Genomic DNA, 21,336 nt, shown 5'->3' on the forward strand with positions numbered 1-21,336 from the left:
TAAGGACATTTGTTAAAATTTGTTAAAATAATTTGAGTTATTGAATTCCTATTTTGTAACTTGGATTATTATTAACTATTAACTAACCTAATTTATTTTAATTTATGAAAAAACTTATACTAAGTTTGTTCATGGTCGTGCTTGTTGCAGCAGCTGCAATGGCACAAAACCGAACAGTTACTGGTACAGTTACAGGCAAGGATGATGGGCTTCCACTTCCCGGTGTAACAGTTAGAGCTAAAGGAACCAGAATTGGTACCACAACCGGTTCAAACGGTACATTCTCTATCAGCGTACCAGAAAATATCACTTCACTGGATATCTCTTATTTGGGATACCTGCCACAAACAGTGGCAATCACAGGATCATCAGTTTCCGTTTCATTGCTTACTGATACAAAAACCCTTGGCGAGGTAGTTATTACATCAGCTTTAGGTATTTCGCGTACCGAGCGTTCTATCGGTACAGCACAACAGTCTCTAAAAGGATCTGAACTTACTCAGACTAAGCAACCGGATTTAGGTACTGCATTGGCAGGAAAGATTGCGGGTGTTCAGGTTCTTGGTGGATCAGGTGCGCGTTTCGGAACTTCTTCTATCCGTGTTAGGGGTATTAGTAGTATTGATGGTGGTCGTGATGCGTTATACGTAGTTGATGGGGTAGTTGTTCCTTCAACAAGTGTTAACATGGACGATGTAGAAGACCTGACTGTATTGAAAGGCCCTGCTGCTACTTCATTGTATGGACAGCGTGGTGATGCGGGTGTGGTTGTAATCAAAACTAAACGTGCGTTAAGACAAGGTTTAGGTATTGAGGTAAATCATACAACTACTTTTGAAAACGTTGCTACATTACCAAAATATCAAAATGAATATGGTGGTGGTGCTTCACAGGTTTGGAATAAATTCACCTACAATGCTGCAACTGATGCTCCTGCATTAGCAGCAATGAACGGTGCAAGATACTATGACTATTCAGTTGATGAGAGCTGGGGTCCTAAATTCGATGGACAGCCTTATGCTCCTTGGTATGCCTGGAACAAATATGATCCACAGTATGCACAACAACAAGCATGGGTTGCTCAACCTAACAACGTACGTGATTTCTATGAGACTGGTATCCAGAATAACAGTAACGTAGCTGTTTCTCAGGCAACTGATAAGTTCAACGGAAGAGCTTCTTATACCAATATCAATCAAACAGGTGTTTCTCCCAACACTAAAATGGATCAGAACAGGGTAGGTGTAAATGCTACATTCACACCAATTCCTAAATTGATCTTTAATACTCAGGTTAACTTTAACGTGATTAATTATTTCAACAGACCTGCTGAGGGTTACGGTAACCAAACTACAGGATCATTCAGTCAATGGTTCCACCGTGATTTGGAGATCGACAAATTGAAAAACTTCAGAAACCCTGATGGTACTTTTACTACCTGGAATATTGGTGGACCAAGAAGTTTGGGTCCTAAATATTGGGATAATCCATATGTAGAATCATATTTAAATACTGCTGTAAATAACAGCTCAAGAGTCTTTGGATTGATGTCTGCTACCTATAAAATAATTCCAGAGGTTTCTATTGACTTCACAGCTAAAGGTAACTATTCTAACGGCTTCACTGATTCAAGGGTAAACTCAGGAACATTAAATCTGGAGAAATATACAACAGGACAATCTCGTTCAAGAGAGAACAACTTTGTATTGGACGCTTTGTTCAACAAAAAGTTCGGTCAGTTCAGTGTTAATGCGGGTGCTTTTGGTGAGTTGCGTATCAACCGTGCAGAAAACCTGAACAGTTCTACTGCCGGTGGTTTTACGGTGCCTAACTACTACAACATTTCTGCTTCTAAAGACAGACCTGTTGCCACAAACACAAGTTCAGACAAAAAAGTTAGAAGTGCTTACGGATTTATCTCAACAAGCTACAACAACTTGTTATTCTTGGATTTGAACATCCGTAACGATTGGTCGTCATCATTACCAGATGCTAACAACTCTTATCTGTATGGTGGAGGTTCATTAGCCTTTGTTTTCACAGATTTATTGCCTAAAAACAATTTCCTTTCTTTTGGTAAAGCTACAGTATCCGCTGGTCGTACAGGTTCTGACTTAGATCCGTACAACATTTACCAGACTTATTCTTCTAATGGATTCTATGGAACGAATCCTTCATTAACTGTTCCTAACCAGATTCCAAATGCAAACTTGAAACCAGCTTTATCAACAGCATATGAAGCAGGTATCGATTTGAGATTTATTAAAGACAGACTGAGATTCAGTTTCAACTACTACAACAGATCATCTAAAGATCAAATCATTTCTCTAAGCTTGCCATCATCAACAGGTTTCTCTACAGCACTTGTTAACGCTGGTGAGATCAAGAGTCATGGTATCGAGTTTACCTTGGGTGGTACGCCGATCAGAACTAAAGATGTTACCTGGGATATCAATGCAAACTTTGCAAGAAGCAGAAACAAAATCGTTGCACTTTACCCAGGATTAGACAATTTCCCTTATGATTCATTCGGTTACACTGGTACACCACGTATCAATGTTGAGCGTAGAGTTGGTCAGGAGTGGGGTTCTATCGTAACTACCGGTATCAAACGTAACGCTGATGGCGTTGCCTTAATCGATGATGACGGTTTCCCTATCTTGGAAGATAACCATAACTTGGGGTCATTTGTTCCTGATTTAACAGGTGGTTTAACTACATCCGTTACTTACAAACAATTTACGGCAGGTGTATCAGTAGATTTCCAGATTGGTGGTAAATTATTCTCTGTAACAAGAGGTAATACCTTCGGATCAGGTCTTGCTGAAGAAACTGCAGGCCTGAATGATAAAGGAAATCCTAAACGTGATGATCCTGCAAACGGTGGAGGTATCCTGATTCCGGGAGTGCGTGCATCAAACGGCCAGCCTAACACAACTTACATTGGTGCTCAAGACTATTACGAAGGCTATATCCCTTATGCATGGGAAGAGCAAACTTATAAAGCTACTTACGTTAAACTAAGAGAAGTATCTATAGGTTATACTTTGCCAGCTAGTTTTGCATCTAAAATCAAAGCTTCAAGAGCATCATTAACACTTGTTGCACGTAACCCATGGTTGATCTATACTGCAGTTCCGGGAATTGATCCTTCAGAGTCAGCTGGTAGCTGGATCGAAGGTGGACAGTTGCCAGGAACAAGAACTATCGGTCTTAACCTTAAAGTGACATTCTAATCTTACCAACATGAAAAAAAATATTTTAAACCTATTCCTTGTAGCCACAGCAATAACAGTTATTGGTGGTTGCAAACCGGGAGACTTTGGGGACATCAATGTGAGTCCGAACTCTCCATCTTCAGCGGTACCTCAATTGCTTTTAACAAGTGCTGAAAGATACATGGGCAGAACAACGGCTTCAACTTCTGTAGCTACTGCGCCAGGTATTATCAACGACTATGCACCTAAGTTGTATACACAACAGATTTCTGAGACGTTATACACATCAGAATCACGTTACAATACTAAAATTTATAACTACACAGGTATTTATAACAATCCGCTTGAAGATTTAACAACGATCATTAATTTGAATACCGATGCTGCAACTAAGAGCTTACCAAGTGTTCTAGGTAGTGGCTCGAATGCAAATCAAATTGCTACTGCGCGTATCCTAAAAGCATTTTACCTACAAAACGTTACTGATCGTTGGGGAGATATCCCTTACAGCCAGGCTTTACAGGGAGCGGCTTTCTTAACTCCTAAATTCGACAAACAACAAGAGGTTTATACTGCTTTGTTTAAAGAATTGAAAGAAGCTGCTGCGCAATTTGATGGCGGTGCTACAGTAAAAGGAGATTTTCTTTTCTCAGGCTCTGTTGCAAAATGGAAAATCTTCGCTGCAACGATTCGTATGAATATGGCTTTAAGATTATCTAAAGCAGATCCTACAACAGGTAAAGCAGAATTTAATCTGGCATTAGCTGCTGGAGTAATTAACTCTAATGCTGATAACGTTACATACTTAACTTTAGGAGAGTCTGCAAACGAGAATAACATTTACTACAACTACCAGGTTGTTGGTCGTTATGACTATGCTACAAGTAATACTATGGTTAATAAGTTAATTTCTCTTTCAGATCCTAGACTTCCAGTTTATGCTGACAAGACTACTGATGGTACTTACGTAGGTATGCCGTACGGTTTGACTCAAGCATTGGCAGCTAAATATTTACCAGGAAAAGTAGGTAACCCGGGAACTATATCTTTAATTGGAACTGCTTTCAGATCACAAAATTCACCAATCAGAATCTTCACTTATCCTGAGGTGTTGTTCTCTAAAGCTGAGGCTTACAAATTGGGATGGATCACTGGTGCTCCAGACGAAGCTCAGGCTGCAACTACTTACCTTGCTGCAATTGCTGCAAACATGACCTTGAACGGTGTAACTGCTCCGGCTACTTACTACACTCAGGCTGGTGTTGCATACGTACCTGCTACAGGTTTAGAGCAGATCATTACACAAAAATGGATCGCTAACTACATGGGTTACGGTTATGAGGCATGGTCTGATTGGAGAAGAACAGGTTTCCCTGTATTAACTCCATCTGCTTATCCTCAAAACATCGGTGGTAAGATCCCGGTAAGACAAGCATATACTAATGATGAGCCAAGCTTAAATGCTGCTAATTATAAATTAGTAATCGCAAGTCAAGGTCCTGATGAATTAAATACACCAATCTGGTTATTTAAATAAGAATACAATCTTTTGGAAAAAAACGTCCGGTACTTATTTGTGCCGGACGTTTTTTTTGGAATTTTTTTAATTTCTTAACAATGTAAGGTGGTTAATGCCCAAGTCCTTAGTATTTTATTTTTGACTTAATTATTCTTTTATTAATACAAGATTTCTTGCTTGAATGCGTGGCGTTCACAAAAAAGAATTTGTAATTCAGGGATAGAAAGGATCGAAAGCAACAAGAATTAACAATTTAATTATGTAAGTGTTTGAGTTTATTGTGTGAAAATTTTATATTTAGCATTTATTACATACTTAAATTAAAAATTCATGAAAAAACTTCTACAAAGTTTGTTCTTACTTATGTTATTTGCAGTCTCTGCAATTGCGCAAGAAAGAACAGTTACTGGTACTGTTAAATCATCAGAAGATGGTACACCATTACCAGGTGTTACAGTAAAAATTAAAGGTGCGAGAACCGGCGCAATCACCAATGCAAGCGGTGTCTTTTCTATCCAAGTAAGTTCAGGTGCTGTCCTTGTATTCTCTTCAGTAGGATATGAAGGAACAGAGGCCTCGGTTGGCAACAAAACAAATGTAAATGTTACTTTAAGAACTGATGCACAATCATTAGATGAGGTTACCGTCCAGGTACCTTACGGTACTGTTAAAAAGACGTCATTTACAGGATCTGAAAGTACTGTTAATGCAACAACCTTACGTAGACAACAAGTAACTTCTGTAACTAGAGCACTTGAAGGTCTTGTACCGGGTATCGTTGTGACAAATGGTGGCGGTCAGCCGGGAAGTGGTGCATCTATCTTAATTCGTGGTGTGGGTTCTGTTAACGCAAGCTCTGCTCCGCTATATGTCTTAGATGGTGCCGTTTACAACGGATCAATCGCTTCTTTATCAATGGATGATATTGAGAGCGTAACGGTATTGAAAGATGCTGCTGCAGCTGCTTTATATGGTTCACGTGGTGCGAATGGTGTTATCATGCTGAAAAGTAAACAAGGTAGAAAAGGTACTCCACAAGTTAATGCCAACCTGAGAACAGGCTGGAGTACTCGTGGTATTCCTGAATATGATCGTTTGGGCTCTAAAGATTACTACGAAATGATGTGGGAAGCTACAAGAAACCGTTTACAACTTGCTTCTGGTCAAACACGTGCTGTAGCTGGTCAAAATGCTTCAAACGTGTTAACTGGTGCTAACGGATTGGTGTATAACGCTTACAACGTTCCCGGAAACACATTAGTAGATCCTACTACTGGGAAATTAAACCCTAATGCGCAATTGCTTTGGGAAGATAACTGGTCTGACGTTTTATTCCAAACTGGTAAAAGACAGGATTTCAACTTGAACATTAGTGGTGCGAGTGATAAAACGGATTACTATGTCTCTATGGGATATTTGAAAGAAGAAGGTACTGCCAAATTCACAGATTACGAAAGATACAACATCAGATTGAACTTGAATTCACAAGTTAGAAACTGGTTAAAGGCTGGAGTGAGTATGGACGGAGCATTAACTGATCAGGCTAATAACGTAGCTACTGGTACTGCAACAACTAACCCTTTTTACTACAGCCGTATGATGGGTCCTATTTATCCGGTTTATCAAAGAAACCTGACTACAGGAGCGTATATCGTTGATCCTGCCACAGGTCAGAATGCATTAGATTACGGTAAAGCAAATCAAATGGGTTTAAGGCCTTATGCTCCTAACTCTAACTTGTTAGGTACTTTACCATTGGATGACCGTAGTACTAAGCCGTTCAACATCAATGCAAATACTTATTTAGAAGCGACTTTCCTGAAAGACTTCAAATTAAGATCAACATTAGCTAGTACTTACTATGATGCTTATGCCACTACTTTCCAGAACTCATTGTTCGGAGATGCAGATAACGTAGCTGGTCGTTCAACAAAACAAATGAACAGACAGTTTACATATACCTTCAACCAGGTATTAACATGGAACAAGTCATTCGGTGATCATAACCTGACTGTATTGGCTGGTCATGAAAACTATTTCTTCAGACAGAATGTACTTTCTGCTACAAGAACTGGATTCCCTTTCCCTGGTACAAGTGAGTTAGCTCCAGCTGCTACACCTGAAGCATCTACTTCATATCAGTATGACCACAGGATCGAGGCTTATTTTAGCCGTGTAGATTATAACTTTCAAAACAAATATTTCGTTTCTGGAAGTTTCCGTACAGATGGTGGATCAAGATTTGCTGACGGACACAAATGGGGTCAATTCTATTCTGCAAGTGCTGCGTGGAGACTTTCTCAAGAGAATTTCTTGAAAAGTGCTACATGGATTAATGAGTTGAAACTGAAAGCGAGTTACGGTGAGCAAGGTAATGAGGACTTAGGTACTAACTACTATCCAACTTTAAGTTTGTACCAGTTAGGTAACAACAACGTAAATGCTCCAGGTGCTTTGATCAATTCATTAGCAAACCCGGATCTTGTTTGGGAAAAAAGCAAAAATGCCAACATTGGCGTTGATTTTGCTATGTTCAACAACCGTTTATCAGGTACTGTAGAGGTTTATAATAGAGTTTCTGATAACTTGTTATTCCCTGTGCCACTTCCATTGTCAACAGGTATTTCAACGATCACACAAAACATTGGTACCTTATATAACAGAGGTATTGACGTATCTTTAGGTTATTCACCAGTTCGTACATCGAATTTCGAATGGAGAGTTGATCTAAACCTTACACACTTCAAAAATAAAATCACTAAGCTTCCTCAAGAAGAGCTCATTTCTGGAACCAAAAAATTAATGGTTGGTAAATCAATCTACGATTTCTGGATCAAAGAATATGCTGGAGTTGACCCTGCAAACGGAGACGCTTTATACTATCAGGATAAATTGGATGCGGCGGGTAAACCAACAGGTGAACGTATCACCATTAACAATATCAACAACGCTAGTTTCTACTACAAAGGAACATCTCTACCTAACATTACTGGTGGTTTGACCAACACATTCACATACAAAGAATTCGATTTGTCATTCTTATTCACAGGTCAACAAGGTGGAAAGTTCTATGATGGAAACTATGCAGGCTTAATGCACGTAGGTAGTTATGGAACAGCTTGGTCTACAGACATCTTAAATAGATGGACTACACCAGGACAGGTTACGGATGTACCTAGAGTTCAGAACGCATTAGCTACTCAATCAGGTGTTTCTACAAGATTCTTATACAACGCATCTTTTGTAAACTTGAAAAATGCATCTATCGGCTACAGAATGCCTAAAAGATGGGCTACTACTTTAGGTATCCAAGGCGCAAGAATCTTCGGTACTGTTGATAATGCTAAATTGTGGACGTTCGACGGACCAAAAGGTATGGATCCTCAGCGCTCTATCACAGGTGTGTCTGATTACACATACCCTATCTACCGAACGTTTACTTTAGGTTTAAATGTTAATTTATAATATCTGCAAAATGAAAAATAACTTTAAAAAATTCGGCTTTCTTTTGGCTGGCGTGCTTGCAGTAAGCAGCTGTAAAAAAGAATACCTGGAAACACTGCCTACGGCAGATGTTTCTGGCGAAACTGTTTTCGCAACTACCAAAGGTGCACAAGTTGCATTGGAAGGTACTTATAGAATGATGTATACATCTTATACTAACCACGGTAACTTTGGTCAGAAATCTTACGAGATTGTTTCAGACTTAATGGGTACAGACATTGTGCTTCACGCACAAGGTTATGGTTGGTTTAACACCGATTATCAGTACACTGCAAATGCAAGTGCTGCTGATGCAGGTAGGTCTGAGCGTATCTGGTATTACTACTATACCCTAATTAACAACGCAAACAGAATCATTGCCAATATCGACAACGCTACCGGAACTCCGGCAGAAAGAGAAGATATCAAAGGCCAAGCTTTAGCAATCAGAGCACACTCTTATTTCTATCTGGTGAACTTCTTTCAACAAACCTACAAAGGTAATGAGACTAAGCCAGGTGTTCCATTGTACACAACGCCTACCTCTGTTGGTAACCCAAGAGGAACAGTTCAGCAAGACTATACTCAGATCCTTGCGGATTTGAAACAAGCTGAGACTTTGTTAACGGGAAAAGCGCAAACAGTTAAATCTCACATTAGTGTCGCAGTAACTCAGGGTATTATTGCCCGTGTTGCACTTCAAATGGAAGACTACGCTACTGCAAGAGACTATGCTAAAAAAGCACGTGGAACTATCGCTCCTATGTCTGGCGCTACGTATAACGCAGGATTCTCTTCTACAACAAATACTGAGTGGATGTGGGGCTTAACTGTAAACATCGAGCAGGCTACAATCTATGCGTCGTATTTCTCGCACATGGATAACACTGCATCTGGATACGCAGGTTTAGGTTCTTACAAAAAGATTACTAAAGCACTTTATGATCAAATCCCAGCTACTGATGCTCGCAAAACAGCATTCAAAGCGCCAGGTACTACGGGATTGCCAGATTATACAATCTTAAAATTCAGAAAGCCTAGCGCTTCTACCTGGGATGGTGATTATCTGTTGATGCGTGCAGGTGAGATGTATCTGATTGAAGCTGAAGCTTCTGCTAGATTAGGTGATGATGCAAATGCGTTAGCAGTATTAACTACCTTGGTTAAAACTAAAAACCCTTCTTATGCTTTCGCTGGTACAGGAACTGCATTGCTTAACGAGATCTTATTACAAAGAAGAATCGAGTTATATGGTGAAGGTTTCCAATTGAATGACATCAAACGTCTTAAACAAGGTTTAGTAAGACCTACAGGAGCTGGAAATCACGGCGCACCAAACTTTGATGCGGTGACTTATACTTTGCCTGATGCTTCTCCTAAATTCTTAATGAGAATTCCTCAGTCTGAGATTAACACTAACAAATCTTTCACTGCTGCTGATCAGAATCCATAGATCTCAGTATATAGGTTAGGGTACTGAAAAAGTATCCCACACTAAAAATGCCCTGACAGTTCGCTATCAGGGCATTTTTTATGTACAGTATCGGAAAACTCTCTGCGAATTATACGCGGACCTACGATTTAGGACTGAAAAGTGACCCCTTCGGCTGAAACTTGAAGCGCAACGTGCTGCCCGAGAATGACTGCTCTGTTGTCATCAATATGTCCAATCGGGAAATCAAAACAAATCGGGAAACCATATTCTTTTACAAGATTGTGGATGATTTCCTGTGGTGTCTCTCCAAAAGGAATTGTTTCGGTCTCAATCTCATTCAGGGCACCAACAATTAAACCTTTTAACCGGGCCAATTTTCCTGATCTTTTCAGCATGCGCATCATCCTGTCGATTGAAGACTCTTGCTCTCCTACATCTTCCAGAAAAAGAATTTTATCGGTATAATCCATTTCCGAAACTGAGCCGGACAGCATAACGAGCAGTGTTAAATTTCCTCCAATCAATACACCCTCTGTGTTTCCAGGGATGTTTAACGGAGATGGAGGGATCTTGTATATGTTTGGTTTTCCAAATAAGGCGTTGTGCAGCGATAAGAGTGATTCGTTGCTGGCATCACTAAAGGTATAGGGCATTTGGCCATGGATACTCATGGTATTATTCTCGCCCAGTAGATGGGATAGTAACACGGTGATATCGCTAAAGCCGATGATCCATTTTGGAAAGGCATTGAAAACTGTGAAATCCAGTTCATCAATAATACGGATGGTACCGTATCCACCCCTGCCGGCAATAATTGCCTTGATTTCCGGATCATCCAGAAAACGTTGGAGGTCTAAAGCACGCAAGGCGTCACTGCCGGCAAACTGATTTTCTGAGGCGTATACACTTTCGCCTATAATAACTTCCAGACCCCATTCCTGCAACAGCGCTACCGCATCGTCTATTCGTTTAGGTAGTTTTTTTGCCGGACAAACTATTGCAAGTTTGTCCCCTTTTTTTAAATGTGGCGGCTGTTGAATCATTGGTAAAACCCTTATCTTTGGCAAAATAATAAAAATAGTTTTGGATAACAGTAAAATAAAAAGATATACCGTTACAGCGGCTTTGCCATATACCAACGGACCAGTGCATATCGGTCACCTCGCTGGAGTTTACCTTCCTGCGGATACTTACGTGCGTTATCTGCGCGCAAATAACAGGGACGTAAAGTTTATCTGTGGCTCTGATGAAAATGGTGTTCCTATCACTCTAAAAGCCAAAAAAGAGGGAATTACCCCGCAACAGGTTGTTGATAAATACCACAAAATTATCGGGGATTCTTTTCAGGAATTTGGCGTGTCTTTTGATATCTACCATAGAACATCGTCATTAACCCACCACCAGACGGCTTCAGATTTCTTTGAAAATCTTTACAACAAGGGTGTTTTTACGGAGGAAATCACTGAGCAGTACTACGACGAAAAAGCACAGACTTTTCTTGCTGACCGCTACATAACCGGGACCTGTCCAAATTGTGGTTTCGAACACGCTTACGGTGATCAATGTGAAAACTGTGGGACTACACTGAATGCAACCGACCTGATCAATCCTAAATCTACCCTTTCCGGAGAACCTCCTGTGCGTAAGGAAACAAAAAACTGGTTTTTGCCGCTTGATCAGTATGAAGATCGACTAAGAGCCTATATAGAGAGCCACAAGGAATGGAAACCTAATGTATATGGTCAATGTCAAAGCTGGTTAAAAGCAGGCCTTCACCCGCGTGCTATGACCCGTGATTTGGACTGGGGTGTTAAGGTTCCTGTAAAAGGAGCAGATGGCAAGGTTTTATACGTTTGGTTTGATGCACCTATTGGTTATATTTCTGCTACCAAGGAGCTTTTCAACTACGCTAATCTTGATGTCTGGAATCCCAAAGCCGAAGAGTTTTATATCAACCAGAATGGTGTTGAAAAAGGACATTGGGAAGAATATTGGAAAGACGATTCAACCAAGCTTGTTCACTTTATTGGTAAAGACAATATCGTTTTCCACTGTATTATTTTCCCGGCGATGTTAATGGCTCATGGGGATTATATCCTGGCTGATAACGTGCCTGCTAATGAATTCCTGAACCTGGAAGGGCAGAAGATCTCTACCTCAAAGAACTGGGCGGTATGGCTAAATGAGTATCTGATAGATTTTAAAGATAAACAGGATGTGTTGCGTTATGTATTAACTGCAACGGCTCCCGAAACTAAAGACAACGACTTTACCTGGAAAGATTTCCAGGCGAGAAATAACAATGAGCTTGTTGCTGTGCTTGGCAATTTTATCAATAGGGTAACGGTGCTCACACATAAATACTTTGAAGGTAAGGTGCCGATGCTCATGGAGCTCACCGCAGAAGATCAGCAGGTGATAGAAGACCTTGCTGCTTATCCGGCAAAGGTTAGTGCCTCGATAGAGCAGTACCGTTTTAGAGAAGCCCTTACCGAAGTGATGAATGTGGCCCGTTTGGGTAATAAATACTTGGCAGACACTGAGCCCTGGAAAGCAATTAAAACAGAAGAAGACCGGGTAAGAACGATCCTGAATATTAGCTTACAGATTGCCGCAACTATAGAGATCTTAATTGAGCCATTCCTTCCTTTTACAGCGAATAAGTTGATGAAGATGCTCAATTATGGCGGCTATTTATGGGCTGATGCCGGAAAAATGGGCTTGTTGCAACGTGGTCATCAATTGAACCAACCTGAGCTTTTGTTTGAGAAAATTGAAGACGAACAGGTCCAGGCACAGATTGACAAGCTAAATGCGAGCAAAGCGCAAAATACACTGGCTAACGCTGTTGTTGCACCTGCCAAAGAGAACATTTCTTTTGAAGATTTTAGTGCAGTGGACATCAGGGTAGCAACTATTACCGCCGCAGTGAAAGTTGAGAAAACCAAGAAGCTGCTGAAGTTAACCCTGGATACAGGGATTGACGAGCGTACCGTTGTTTCGGGAATTGCAGAGCACTATAAGCCCGAAGATATTATTGGGCAGCGTGTAAGCGTTGTTGTTAACCTCGCGCCACGTGAGATTAAAGGAATTTTATCACAGGGAATGATTTTAATGTCTGAAAATTCAGAAGGAAAACTTACTTTTGTGGCTCCTGTGGAAAATCATAGCGCTGGTAGCGTGATCAAATAGGCAATGGTCCCGTAGTTCAACGGATAGAATAGAAGTTTCCTAAACTTTAGATATGAGTTCGATTCTCGTCGGGACCACGTAAAAATTTTAACAAGTCAAACGGCCTTTCTGATTGCAGAGAGGCTTTTTTGTTTATCACCCAAAAACTCTCCAATGCCCTTCTGATATAACTTCTAGTCCATCTGCCGTAACTTTGATAGCTGTTTGGTCATCTATCGCGTATGACGGTATTGGAAGCGTTGCGGCTAACTTCTCAAGCTCGGCCATGGAATTTTCAGGAAACCATTCGTGATCCATATGCGGGTGGATGGCAAAATCAAGGATGTTCAAGGATTTACCCGTTTCTGCCGGCAAGGCATGATTACCGTAAGTAGTTCCATAGCGGGTCATTACCATGCTACCGGCACTTAAACCCACATAGACAATTTTCGCCAGTATCGGTGGCAGCAGATCTGCCAGGCCCGACTGCTTCATCCAATAGCATAGGTACTGGCAGTCGCCACCTCCAATCAATAAAGCATCGGTTTCCCGAAGCATAGGTAACCAAAGTTCCGGTTTCAGCGTAGGTAAAGCAGTTAGCTCCAATAACCCTAATGACTTCCAGCCTAGGTCACAGAAAGAGTCGCCTAAAGATCCGCAGATTACTTTTCTGGAAAGCTCTGTGCCGCCGGGAATAGCGTATATCGCCGTCGGTACAAAAAGTGCAGTCGACTCAGCAATGGGCTTGCCCAGCAGATCAACCAATGCATTTCGGATGCTCGTGTTGCTAATCCCGGCAGAAGTTAAAAGAAATTTCATGGGATTATTAAGTTGATGGTCATTTGTACCTGCAATGTTAATTTCTGCATACCTCTTATTTTATTAGATGTGTTTTCTTCCTAACAAATATCCGCAAAGATATTACGAGATCGGGGTGTTCATCACGACAAAATATGAGGGGATTTGTGCCAGATAAATGAGTTAACGTAAACTATTTTGATCGTATGTATCCTTGGTTTAGAACTTAAAGAACGTATCCTTCCCACCAACTTTTCCACCAAAGTTCTGGATGTTGTATGTTAATGTTACTAAACCATGTCTGCCCAGGTTATTAATCCGCATATCCCTAACAGAATTATCAATAATATTAACGTACCTCCTGGTATTTGCATTTAATATATCATTTACTGCAAATTTCAACTGTGCCCTATCATTTTTCATAAACAGTAGTGTTAAAGCGGCATTCCAGATCTTAACATCATTGTTATAGCCCGCTACGGTTTGGGTGCTGTGCTGAATCCTATAGGTAGTTTCCCAGACCATTTTTTTGGGTAAGCGTACTATGAATTCTGTTTCACTACTGTGGGTGTAAAAGTTGATATCCCTGTAAAACGAATCATCATAAGCACTTTTGTTGTAGACAACACTATAGGTCTCTCCCAACTCCATCTTATCATTTAGATTAATCCTGCCATTGGCCCTTGGGCCTATCTGATAAGTACGGGCAAAACTTCTTAGTCCATTAACAGAAACGATATTTCTATTAAAGTTTCCGAAAAAGCCTCCGCCAATACTAAACTGTCTTTTAGCGCTTTTAAAGTCCTTGTTCAGACTCCCGTTCATATGCAACCTGATAATTCCATCGGCATTAACTGGTTTATTGGTCTGTATTCCCTGATCAATAGTTCTTTCCATAATTACCGCATCATTTTGCAAAGCCCCATTCGCATTAAGGCTATAATTTAAGCTACGTTTGGTATCATATTTATATAAGTTCAGGTTGATCTGATGAGATCTTGCCGGTAGTAAGTTAGGGTTTCCCAGTTGTACATAAAATGGATTTGTGTTATTGGCTACAGGCTGAATATAAGTTACGTCAGGTTCTCTAAAAGAAGGCGTATAACTGAAACTATAGCCCTTGTAGTTGATATTTAAGGAGGCGGCAAAGAACTGGAAATTTTGATCAAATGATGGATAGCTGCTGAAACCATTTTCTAAACTAATCATGTTGTAAACAAATCCTGGTTGAATGCTCAGGTCTTTATTCAATTTCCATCTCAAATTGATGCGTGCATTCGCTTTATACCCACTCTGTGCAACAGTCTGGGATAATTCAGGCACCGCAACATCATAAGCTTGATTTAGGGGGTCTTTATAGAAAGTGTAAAGTGCATTCTCATTATCAATATAATTTGCGTTAACGGCAAACCTTAAACTTAATTTCTTGCTAATCGGTTCACTGTAGTTTGTGCTTAGATAGATCCCAAAGTTCCTAATGTTATTATCTCTTAACTGATCTAAAAACGCAGTAGATACAGGATCATAAAAATTAGTAGTCGAATTGTTAAAATTATCGCTCAGGTTGTCTCTTTTAGTGATACTTACACTCGTATTGAAAGACCGTCCAGATTTTTTAAAATCTTTCCATAAGCTGGTCAGCAAGGAATACTCTGCGTTGTTGGCTGTATATCTGGAGCTATTTATTCCGCTGTTTACCAGCTCACTGGAGCCATTTCTACTCTCCAGCTGCTCATTGTTTAGGTTACGAAGTAAATTGAGCGTTACCGTTGGTTCGAAGGTGAAATTTGTTAAACTATCTATTTTCCAATCTGCTTTGCCTCCAAAATTATGGCTATAGCTCTTGCTCCGTTTGTTGGTATTGGTGCTTGAAAATAATTTATCGTTTCCTAAATTCTGATCGATATTTACCAGCTGTTCAAGAAGATTATCTCCCTGTCCAAAGAAATATTTTCCGTTAAGCTTGATCCCTCCTTTGGTTAGCGTATTAAAGTTTGCACCTGCACCTGCTGATTTTTGGATCCCTGTAGAAGATCCCCCAAAACTAACATTATTTAGGGAGAAGACATCTCCATCAATACTAACCGAATTAACTCCCGCCCTGCTAAAACCGCCAATCCGCGAAACGTCTCCAATGCTGAAGCCTGGTTTATTGATATTATTTGAATAAGCCAGGACACTAACTTGCGTGGTATCCCTGAAAAAGTTCATGATCCCTCCCGTTTCATAAAGTTCTTTTAAGCCAACACCGGCATATAACTTTCCGAAAGCCCCCTTTTTAATTGCTTTTTTCAATTTCAAATTGATAACCTGTGGGGTATTACCGGCTAACAAATCCAGATCCCTGCGTTTCGCTTCAGGATCATCGCTGATCATTACTTTATCTATAATATTTGAGGGAAGGTTTTTTGTCGCCATTTGTTGATCGCCACCAAAGAACTCTTTACCATCGACTAAAATTTTGCTCACGCTCTTGCCGTTAACCTGTATCGAGCCATCGGCTGCAACAGCCACTCCAGGTAGTTTTTTCAGCAGGTCTTCTACAACCGCAGAAGGCAAAGTTTTAAATGATTCTGCGTTAAATTCGATAGTGTCTTTTCTTACTATGATTGGTGGCCGTTCGGAAAGGATGACAACCTCATTCAGGTTATTTCTTTTTTCGGAAAGGAATAATTTTTCCAGGTTTAAGTTCGGCTCCGCTGTGGTGAGCGTTATTTCCATTCGCAATATATTGTACATCCAGGCATTAATTACCAGGCGGTATTTTATACCTAAATCCAGATTGGGAATCTTAAATATACCCTTATCATCCGATAGTTTATACGTTGTTAAAACGGTGTCAGCTCCTTTAAATACTGAAACGGTGGCGTAATTTAATGTGTTTTTGTGATTGGTGCTATCCACCAATGTTCCAGTAACTGTTCCCTTCTGGGCAAACAATAATTGGGTGGAAAACATTAAAACGAGCGCAAGTAAAATTTTCTTCATCATATTAGAATCTACTTACCAGACGCCAGATTGGCTAAAACGTTGCATAAACGAATCAATTAGTTTTAGCGATATTACCCAATAACAGAATTGTTACGAAGTTTTTCGTAGATGTTGTTGCGTAGAGGGTTGTGTCAAAGATTTAAAATCAACACTGATAGCTGTAGTTGCTGCAAAATAAATTGGATTTCTGCCAAATAAAACTAGTTCAGATAAACAATTTTGAGTGTATGTTTCCCTGAGCCTACTTGTTCTACAAAAGCTGTCCGGTTGATTTGCTGTGCCTTAACAAGTTTGCCATCCAGGAATACCTTAAACGGAGATCCGTTTTTTAGTGGGAGATAAATCTTAGGAGTGGTGTTTCCTGGGATCTCAATGTTGGCAATGAACCAATCCCTGGTTTGTTGATAAGCTGCCAGGATTGTACCCTTAATTGTTGGAACAGTAATCTGTGCTTCCTTCAATGTGCCAATCTGAGGTTTTATTACAAAGCTCGTCCAGCCTGGGGTGATTGGCGCTATGCCCATTAGCTTACGCGAAATAATATTTGCAGGAGCAGCTCCCCATGCATGATTCCAATCCTGATTAGGTTTGTATTTATTATCCCAAGCCTCTAACGTGATGGTGCTTCCTACCCTCAGCATATTGAACCAGCTCCTGTCGGTTTTAGATGTTAACAGTGACAGCCCATAATCGCTATCCTGGGCATCATAGATCCCGTCCAATAAAAACTGACTTCCATATACACTGCAGGCCATACCTCTGGATTTGATAAAAGCCAATACGTTATCTACATCTTTACTATCCACCAGGCCCAGAGCCAGAGCAAAAGCGTTGGCGTGCAAAGATGCATGATCTGTTCCTATTCCATCTACAAAGACTTTCCTATTGCTGTCGAAAAACATTTTGTGGAATGCAACTTTAACATTTGCAGCCTTGTTTCTATACATTTCCGCATCTGTAGCCTTTCCGAGGTCTGTCGCAATCTGCTCCATAATAATCAGGCTTCGATAATGAAAAGCATTGACCACAGCGTTGTATTTGGTGAACACAAAACCATCGGTTTCGGTATTAAGCGGCCAGTCTACGATGTCTTTTAATGCTCCATTTCCACGATGTATCGATGCTTTAACCTCGTCGGTAAGGCGTCCGTTCAATGTGCTGATCAAACCGGTGGAATCAGTAAGGGAAACGAGTGTTTTTGCCTGAAGATCTTTATAATAGTGTGCTATCGACCTGCTGTCTCCTGTGTACAGATAATCATTCCAGGCCATCAACACAGATTGAAGGTTCCATTCTGTTGGCCAGGTAGGATGAGTAATCAGGTACTCATGAGAATTGCGGGCCATCGTAAATTCCTTGTCCACGGCATAATGGCTGAGTTGGTTAATGTATGCGTCCGCTTCATAAGGGATACGTTCCCTGTCGCCATCTACATAGATGCCCAGAAACGATGTTGCCTTGATAGCATATTTACACAGATCCCAGATTGCATTCAGCGTCGGGTCTGAACTGTGGAAAGATGCTGCATGATCATCAAAAGGATAGTGCACAAACAACCGGGTCAGGGTATTTTTATCTAATGGCAATGCATAACCTTCAACTTCGCAATACCGGAACGGGGTAACCTCGCCAATGTAATCAGGCATTTTCATCGCTGCAGGCTTCGTATTGAAAGCGTCTTTTTTGAGGTTGATTTTATACGTGTGCAGACCTTTTTTTAGCGTCAATACATATCTTGCATAACGAATTGTGCCTGGAGGTTTCCTATTGATATTCCCCTCCTGATCGAGGGTTTCACCTAATCTTATTACGACCGTATCACCAGCTGTTTTCGAAAACAGCTCCATTTTTAACTGAGCAAACGCATCTTTTCCAAAATCCGCCTGGTAAAAACTATCAATTGTCTTTATCGAGACTGGCTTCTGCCCCGTGATTTGTAGCGGATAGCTGGGATTCTTATAGTCTGATAATTCAGCTGAGGTCATAAATGAGGCAGCTGATGAATAAGCACTTGCCACACTCTGACCGTTCCAAATTCTAACTTTCCAATAGTACTTTTTACCTGGCGCTAATGCTGCGCCTTTAAACAATACGGCCGAAGAGTTGGAGCTGCTTATTTTTCCTGAATTCCAAATAGTTCCAATGTCTTTATTCAGCTGCATGAGATTATCTGATACCAGCAATTGATAGGCCGTCTGCTTAAGGCTTTGCCCACTCTTATTTTGTTCCCAACTGAAACCCGGATTTTTATTAAAAATAACCGCCTTATCATTGGCTGGTTTTGACTTTGCAGCGATTAGATCACACATCAATCCTTTTGGGGCTAGGACAGTTGTTTTTTGCGCGAAGAGTTGTACGTTTAAAAGAATAGCAATAAAAAAGAGCGTTGCGTTTTTAAACATACCGTTTTAACTAATTTGTGTGTCCTATCATGAAACAAAAACGAATATAATTTAAGTTTTCTTTGTTTCAAACCTACAGTACAGGATGGTTGATCATTAAATGATTGATCTGACTGATCATTAAAAAACCATTAGAATAATATTAAGTCATGTACAAAGTTTAACATTTAATTAACTCATACCGAATGTTGTCTTAACATAGACTTAACATCTTTGTGGCGGTAACAAACTTAATGTCTTGTTAACCTTGCCGATTAGCATGAAAATATCAAAGACCCTTATTGCAATTCATTTATTGTTTTTGCTGGTTACATCAACATCATTTGCACAACAAACAGACACCGTAGCAAAAGCACCAAAGTGGTACGATACTTTTTCAATTAGAGGATACGCCCAACTCAGATATAACAGACTGCTGGAAACAAATCCGGAACTTAAAAATGAGCAGGGAGATAAAAGTTGGGGTGATAATGGCGGACTTTTTCTGCGCCGCATCAGGTTGGTATTCTATGGGCAGATCAGCAAGCGTGTATATTTCTATCTGCAACCCGATTTTGCGACTGCAGGCTCGTCCGGTAACCTCAACTTCGGACAGCTGCGCGACGCTTATTTTGATCTGGGGCTGGATGACAAGAATGAATTCAGGATCCGTCTTGGGCAAAGTAAAATACCCTACGGTTTTGAGAATATGCAGTCCAGTCAAAACCGCCTCCCTATGGATCGTGCTGATGGTACCAACAGCGCTTTTGTTAATGAACGTGACCTGGGTGCCTTTTTTTATTGGGCGCCAAAAAAGATTCGTGCGCGGTTCGATATGTTGGTAAAACAAGGGTTGAAAGGTTCTGGCGATTACGGTGTTTTTGCCTTCGGCCTGTTCAACGGGCAGACGGCAAACAAGCCTGAGGCCAATAACCAACAGCACTGGGTTACCAGGTTTACCTATCCTATAGCCATCGGAAAGCAAATTGTAGAAGCATCTATTCAGGGATATACTGGTGCCTATAACGTAACAGAAAGTCAAACCAGCAAGGGCGTAAAGGTTAAAGCCGATCGCAATTATCTGGATCAGCGGGTTGCTGCGTCATTTATCCTATATCCGCAGCCTTTTGGGATTCAGGCGGAATATAATGTGGGGAAAGGACCAACGTATAATAAAGCAACAGACTCCATTGAGGTTAAAAATCTGAATGGCGGTTACGTTACCTTATCCTATCTCACGAAAATAAAAAAACAAGTACTGATTCCCTTCGCCCGCGCCCATTATTATAATGGCGGCAAAAAACATGAACTTGATGCCCGTGCATACGATGTTAAAGAGCTTGAAATTGGCCTGGAATGGCAGCCTGTTAAGCAGTTCGAATTGGTTTGTCAATATACGATGTCTTCCAGGCGATTCGAAGACCACGAACTGCAGGACAATCTGCAAAAAGGCAACCTGCTCCGGCTACAGGCACAGGTCAATTTTTAAGATAGATTTACCAAGCCTGACTGTTTGACAAACACCGAAGGTTGCATCAGCAAAAAACAGGATAATGTTAATGGCCGAAAAATACAATTCACAAATTTCAATATGGGTTATGTTTGCTTTAACATAACCCATATTGCTATGAGATACTTTTTCACTTTGTTCTTGTGCATCACATTACTTTGTACCGCCCGGGCGCAACAGAAATACCTGCCCGCTTTAAAAAAACGGCTGGATAGCATTTTGCATGAAGACCAGAAATTCAGGGAATATTTTGCAAATGGAATCGACAAAGCCAAAAGAGATTCCCTGATCATCGTTTATCAACTTGATAGCACTAATTTCTTCAACGGCCTCAATAAGTTGATGATTGAGGCCGACACCAGTAACACGCGACTCATCCAGCAAATCATGCTCAAATATGGCTATCCTGGAAAAACACTTGTTGGCAAGGAAAGTAGCAGTGTAGCCTGGTCTGTGCTCCAGCACTCTAATCAGATTGCATCTTACCTTACCCTTGTTCAGGAGGCAGCCAGAAAGGGAGAGGTAGAAAAGAAATATGCTGCCCTGATGGAAGACCGTGTATTGATGTATAGCGGAAAGCCACAGATTTATGGTACTCAGGGGAGTTATCGAAAGCTAAAAAACGGCAAGTCCGAAATGATTATTTTCCCTATTCAGGATCCCGCCGGAGTTAACAAACGGAGAAGGAAAATGGGCTTTGATACTACTGTAGAGGCCAATGCAAAATCACTGGGCATCACCTACCGGGAGATTAAAATGGAGGAGCTTCTGTGATAAATAGATAAAACTGCTGGCAAACAGAACAATAAACAGATACTTTGGTTATACGT

General features: G+C 40.7%; 11 protein-coding genes and 1 tRNA gene. 8 read left to right on the forward strand and 4 right to left on the reverse strand.

Features of this window, described 5'->3' with window-relative positions; all coding sequences use genetic code 11:
- Positions 1-104: 104 nt before the first annotated feature.
- The 4 genes from CLV32_RS22010 to CLV32_RS22025 all read left to right on the forward strand — a co-directional run bounded on the left by CLV32_RS22010 (position 105) and on the right by CLV32_RS22025 (position 9,673).
- Positions 105-3,236 carry a SusC/RagA family TonB-linked outer membrane protein gene (locus CLV32_RS22010; protein WP_133559132.1) on the forward strand — a complete coding sequence of 1,044 codons (3,132 nt, stop codon included), beginning with the start codon at positions 105-107 and terminating at the stop codon, positions 3,234-3,236.
- A 10-nt stretch (positions 3,237-3,246) separates the two neighbouring features.
- On the forward strand, positions 3,247-4,755 hold the full coding sequence (locus CLV32_RS22015) for a SusD/RagB family nutrient-binding outer membrane lipoprotein (protein WP_133559133.1): 1,509 nt from the start codon (positions 3,247-3,249) through the stop codon (positions 4,753-4,755).
- Between the two features lie 312 nt (positions 4,756-5,067).
- The gene (locus CLV32_RS22020; RefSeq protein WP_133559134.1) at positions 5,068-8,202 is read left to right on the forward strand and encodes a SusC/RagA family TonB-linked outer membrane protein; all 3,135 of its coding nucleotides are present in this window, start codon (positions 5,068-5,070) and stop codon (positions 8,200-8,202) included.
- A gap of 10 nt (positions 8,203-8,212) precedes the next feature.
- The gene (locus tag CLV32_RS22025; protein WP_166642003.1) at positions 8,213-9,673 is read left to right on the forward strand and encodes a RagB/SusD family nutrient uptake outer membrane protein; all 1,461 of its coding nucleotides are present in this window, start codon (positions 8,213-8,215) and stop codon (positions 9,671-9,673) included.
- Between the two features lie 128 nt (positions 9,674-9,801).
- Here CLV32_RS22025 and CLV32_RS22030 read toward each other — a convergent pair whose 3' ends face one another.
- Entirely contained in the window at positions 9,802-10,698 is an 897-nt protein-coding gene (locus tag CLV32_RS22030) for a S66 peptidase family protein (protein WP_133559136.1), read from the reverse strand.
- 40 nt (positions 10,699-10,738) lie between these two features.
- On the opposite strand from CLV32_RS22030, the gene metG reads away from it, so the two are divergent.
- Both metG and CLV32_RS22040 read left to right on the forward strand, forming a co-directional pair.
- On the forward strand, positions 10,739-12,847 hold the full coding sequence (metG, locus tag CLV32_RS22035) for a methionine--tRNA ligase (protein ID WP_133559137.1): 2,109 nt from the start codon (positions 10,739-10,741) through the stop codon (positions 12,845-12,847).
- A 5-nt stretch (positions 12,848-12,852) separates the two neighbouring features.
- Positions 12,853-12,924, forward strand: a tRNA-Arg gene (locus tag CLV32_RS22040).
- Positions 12,925-12,982: 58 nt separating this feature from the next.
- Here the strand turns inward: CLV32_RS22040 and CLV32_RS22045 are convergent.
- The 3 genes from CLV32_RS22045 to CLV32_RS22055 form a co-directional block, all read right to left on the reverse strand.
- The gene (locus CLV32_RS22045; RefSeq protein ID WP_133559138.1) at positions 12,983-13,645 is read right to left on the reverse strand and encodes a Type 1 glutamine amidotransferase-like domain-containing protein; all 663 of its coding nucleotides are present in this window, start codon (positions 13,643-13,645) and stop codon (positions 12,983-12,985) included.
- Positions 13,646-13,843: 198 nt separating this feature from the next.
- Positions 13,844-16,615, reverse strand: coding sequence for an outer membrane beta-barrel protein (locus CLV32_RS22050; protein ID WP_133559139.1), 2,772 nt, complete (start codon positions 16,613-16,615; stop codon positions 13,844-13,846).
- Positions 16,616-16,815: 200 nt separating this feature from the next.
- Complete coding sequence (locus tag CLV32_RS22055) at positions 16,816-19,017, reverse strand: family 78 glycoside hydrolase catalytic domain (protein WP_133559140.1); 2,202 nt, start codon at positions 19,015-19,017, stop codon at positions 16,816-16,818.
- A 259-nt stretch (positions 19,018-19,276) separates the two neighbouring features.
- Here CLV32_RS22055 and CLV32_RS22060 point away from each other — a divergent pair, with 259 nt between their 5' ends.
- Together CLV32_RS22060 and CLV32_RS22065 are read left to right on the forward strand one after the other, a co-directional pair.
- Complete coding sequence (locus tag CLV32_RS22060; protein WP_133559141.1) at positions 19,277-20,485, forward strand: porin; 1,209 nt, start codon at positions 19,277-19,279, stop codon at positions 20,483-20,485.
- Positions 20,486-20,623: 138 nt separating this feature from the next.
- On the forward strand, positions 20,624-21,280 hold the full coding sequence (locus CLV32_RS22065; protein ID WP_133559142.1) for a DUF6624 domain-containing protein: 657 nt from the start codon (positions 20,624-20,626) through the stop codon (positions 21,278-21,280).
- The last annotated feature ends 56 nt before the right edge of the window (positions 21,281-21,336 follow it).

This window comes from Pedobacter duraquae (assembly GCF_004362245.1).
Lineage (GTDB): Bacteria > Bacteroidota > Bacteroidia > Sphingobacteriales > Sphingobacteriaceae > Pedobacter > Pedobacter duraquae.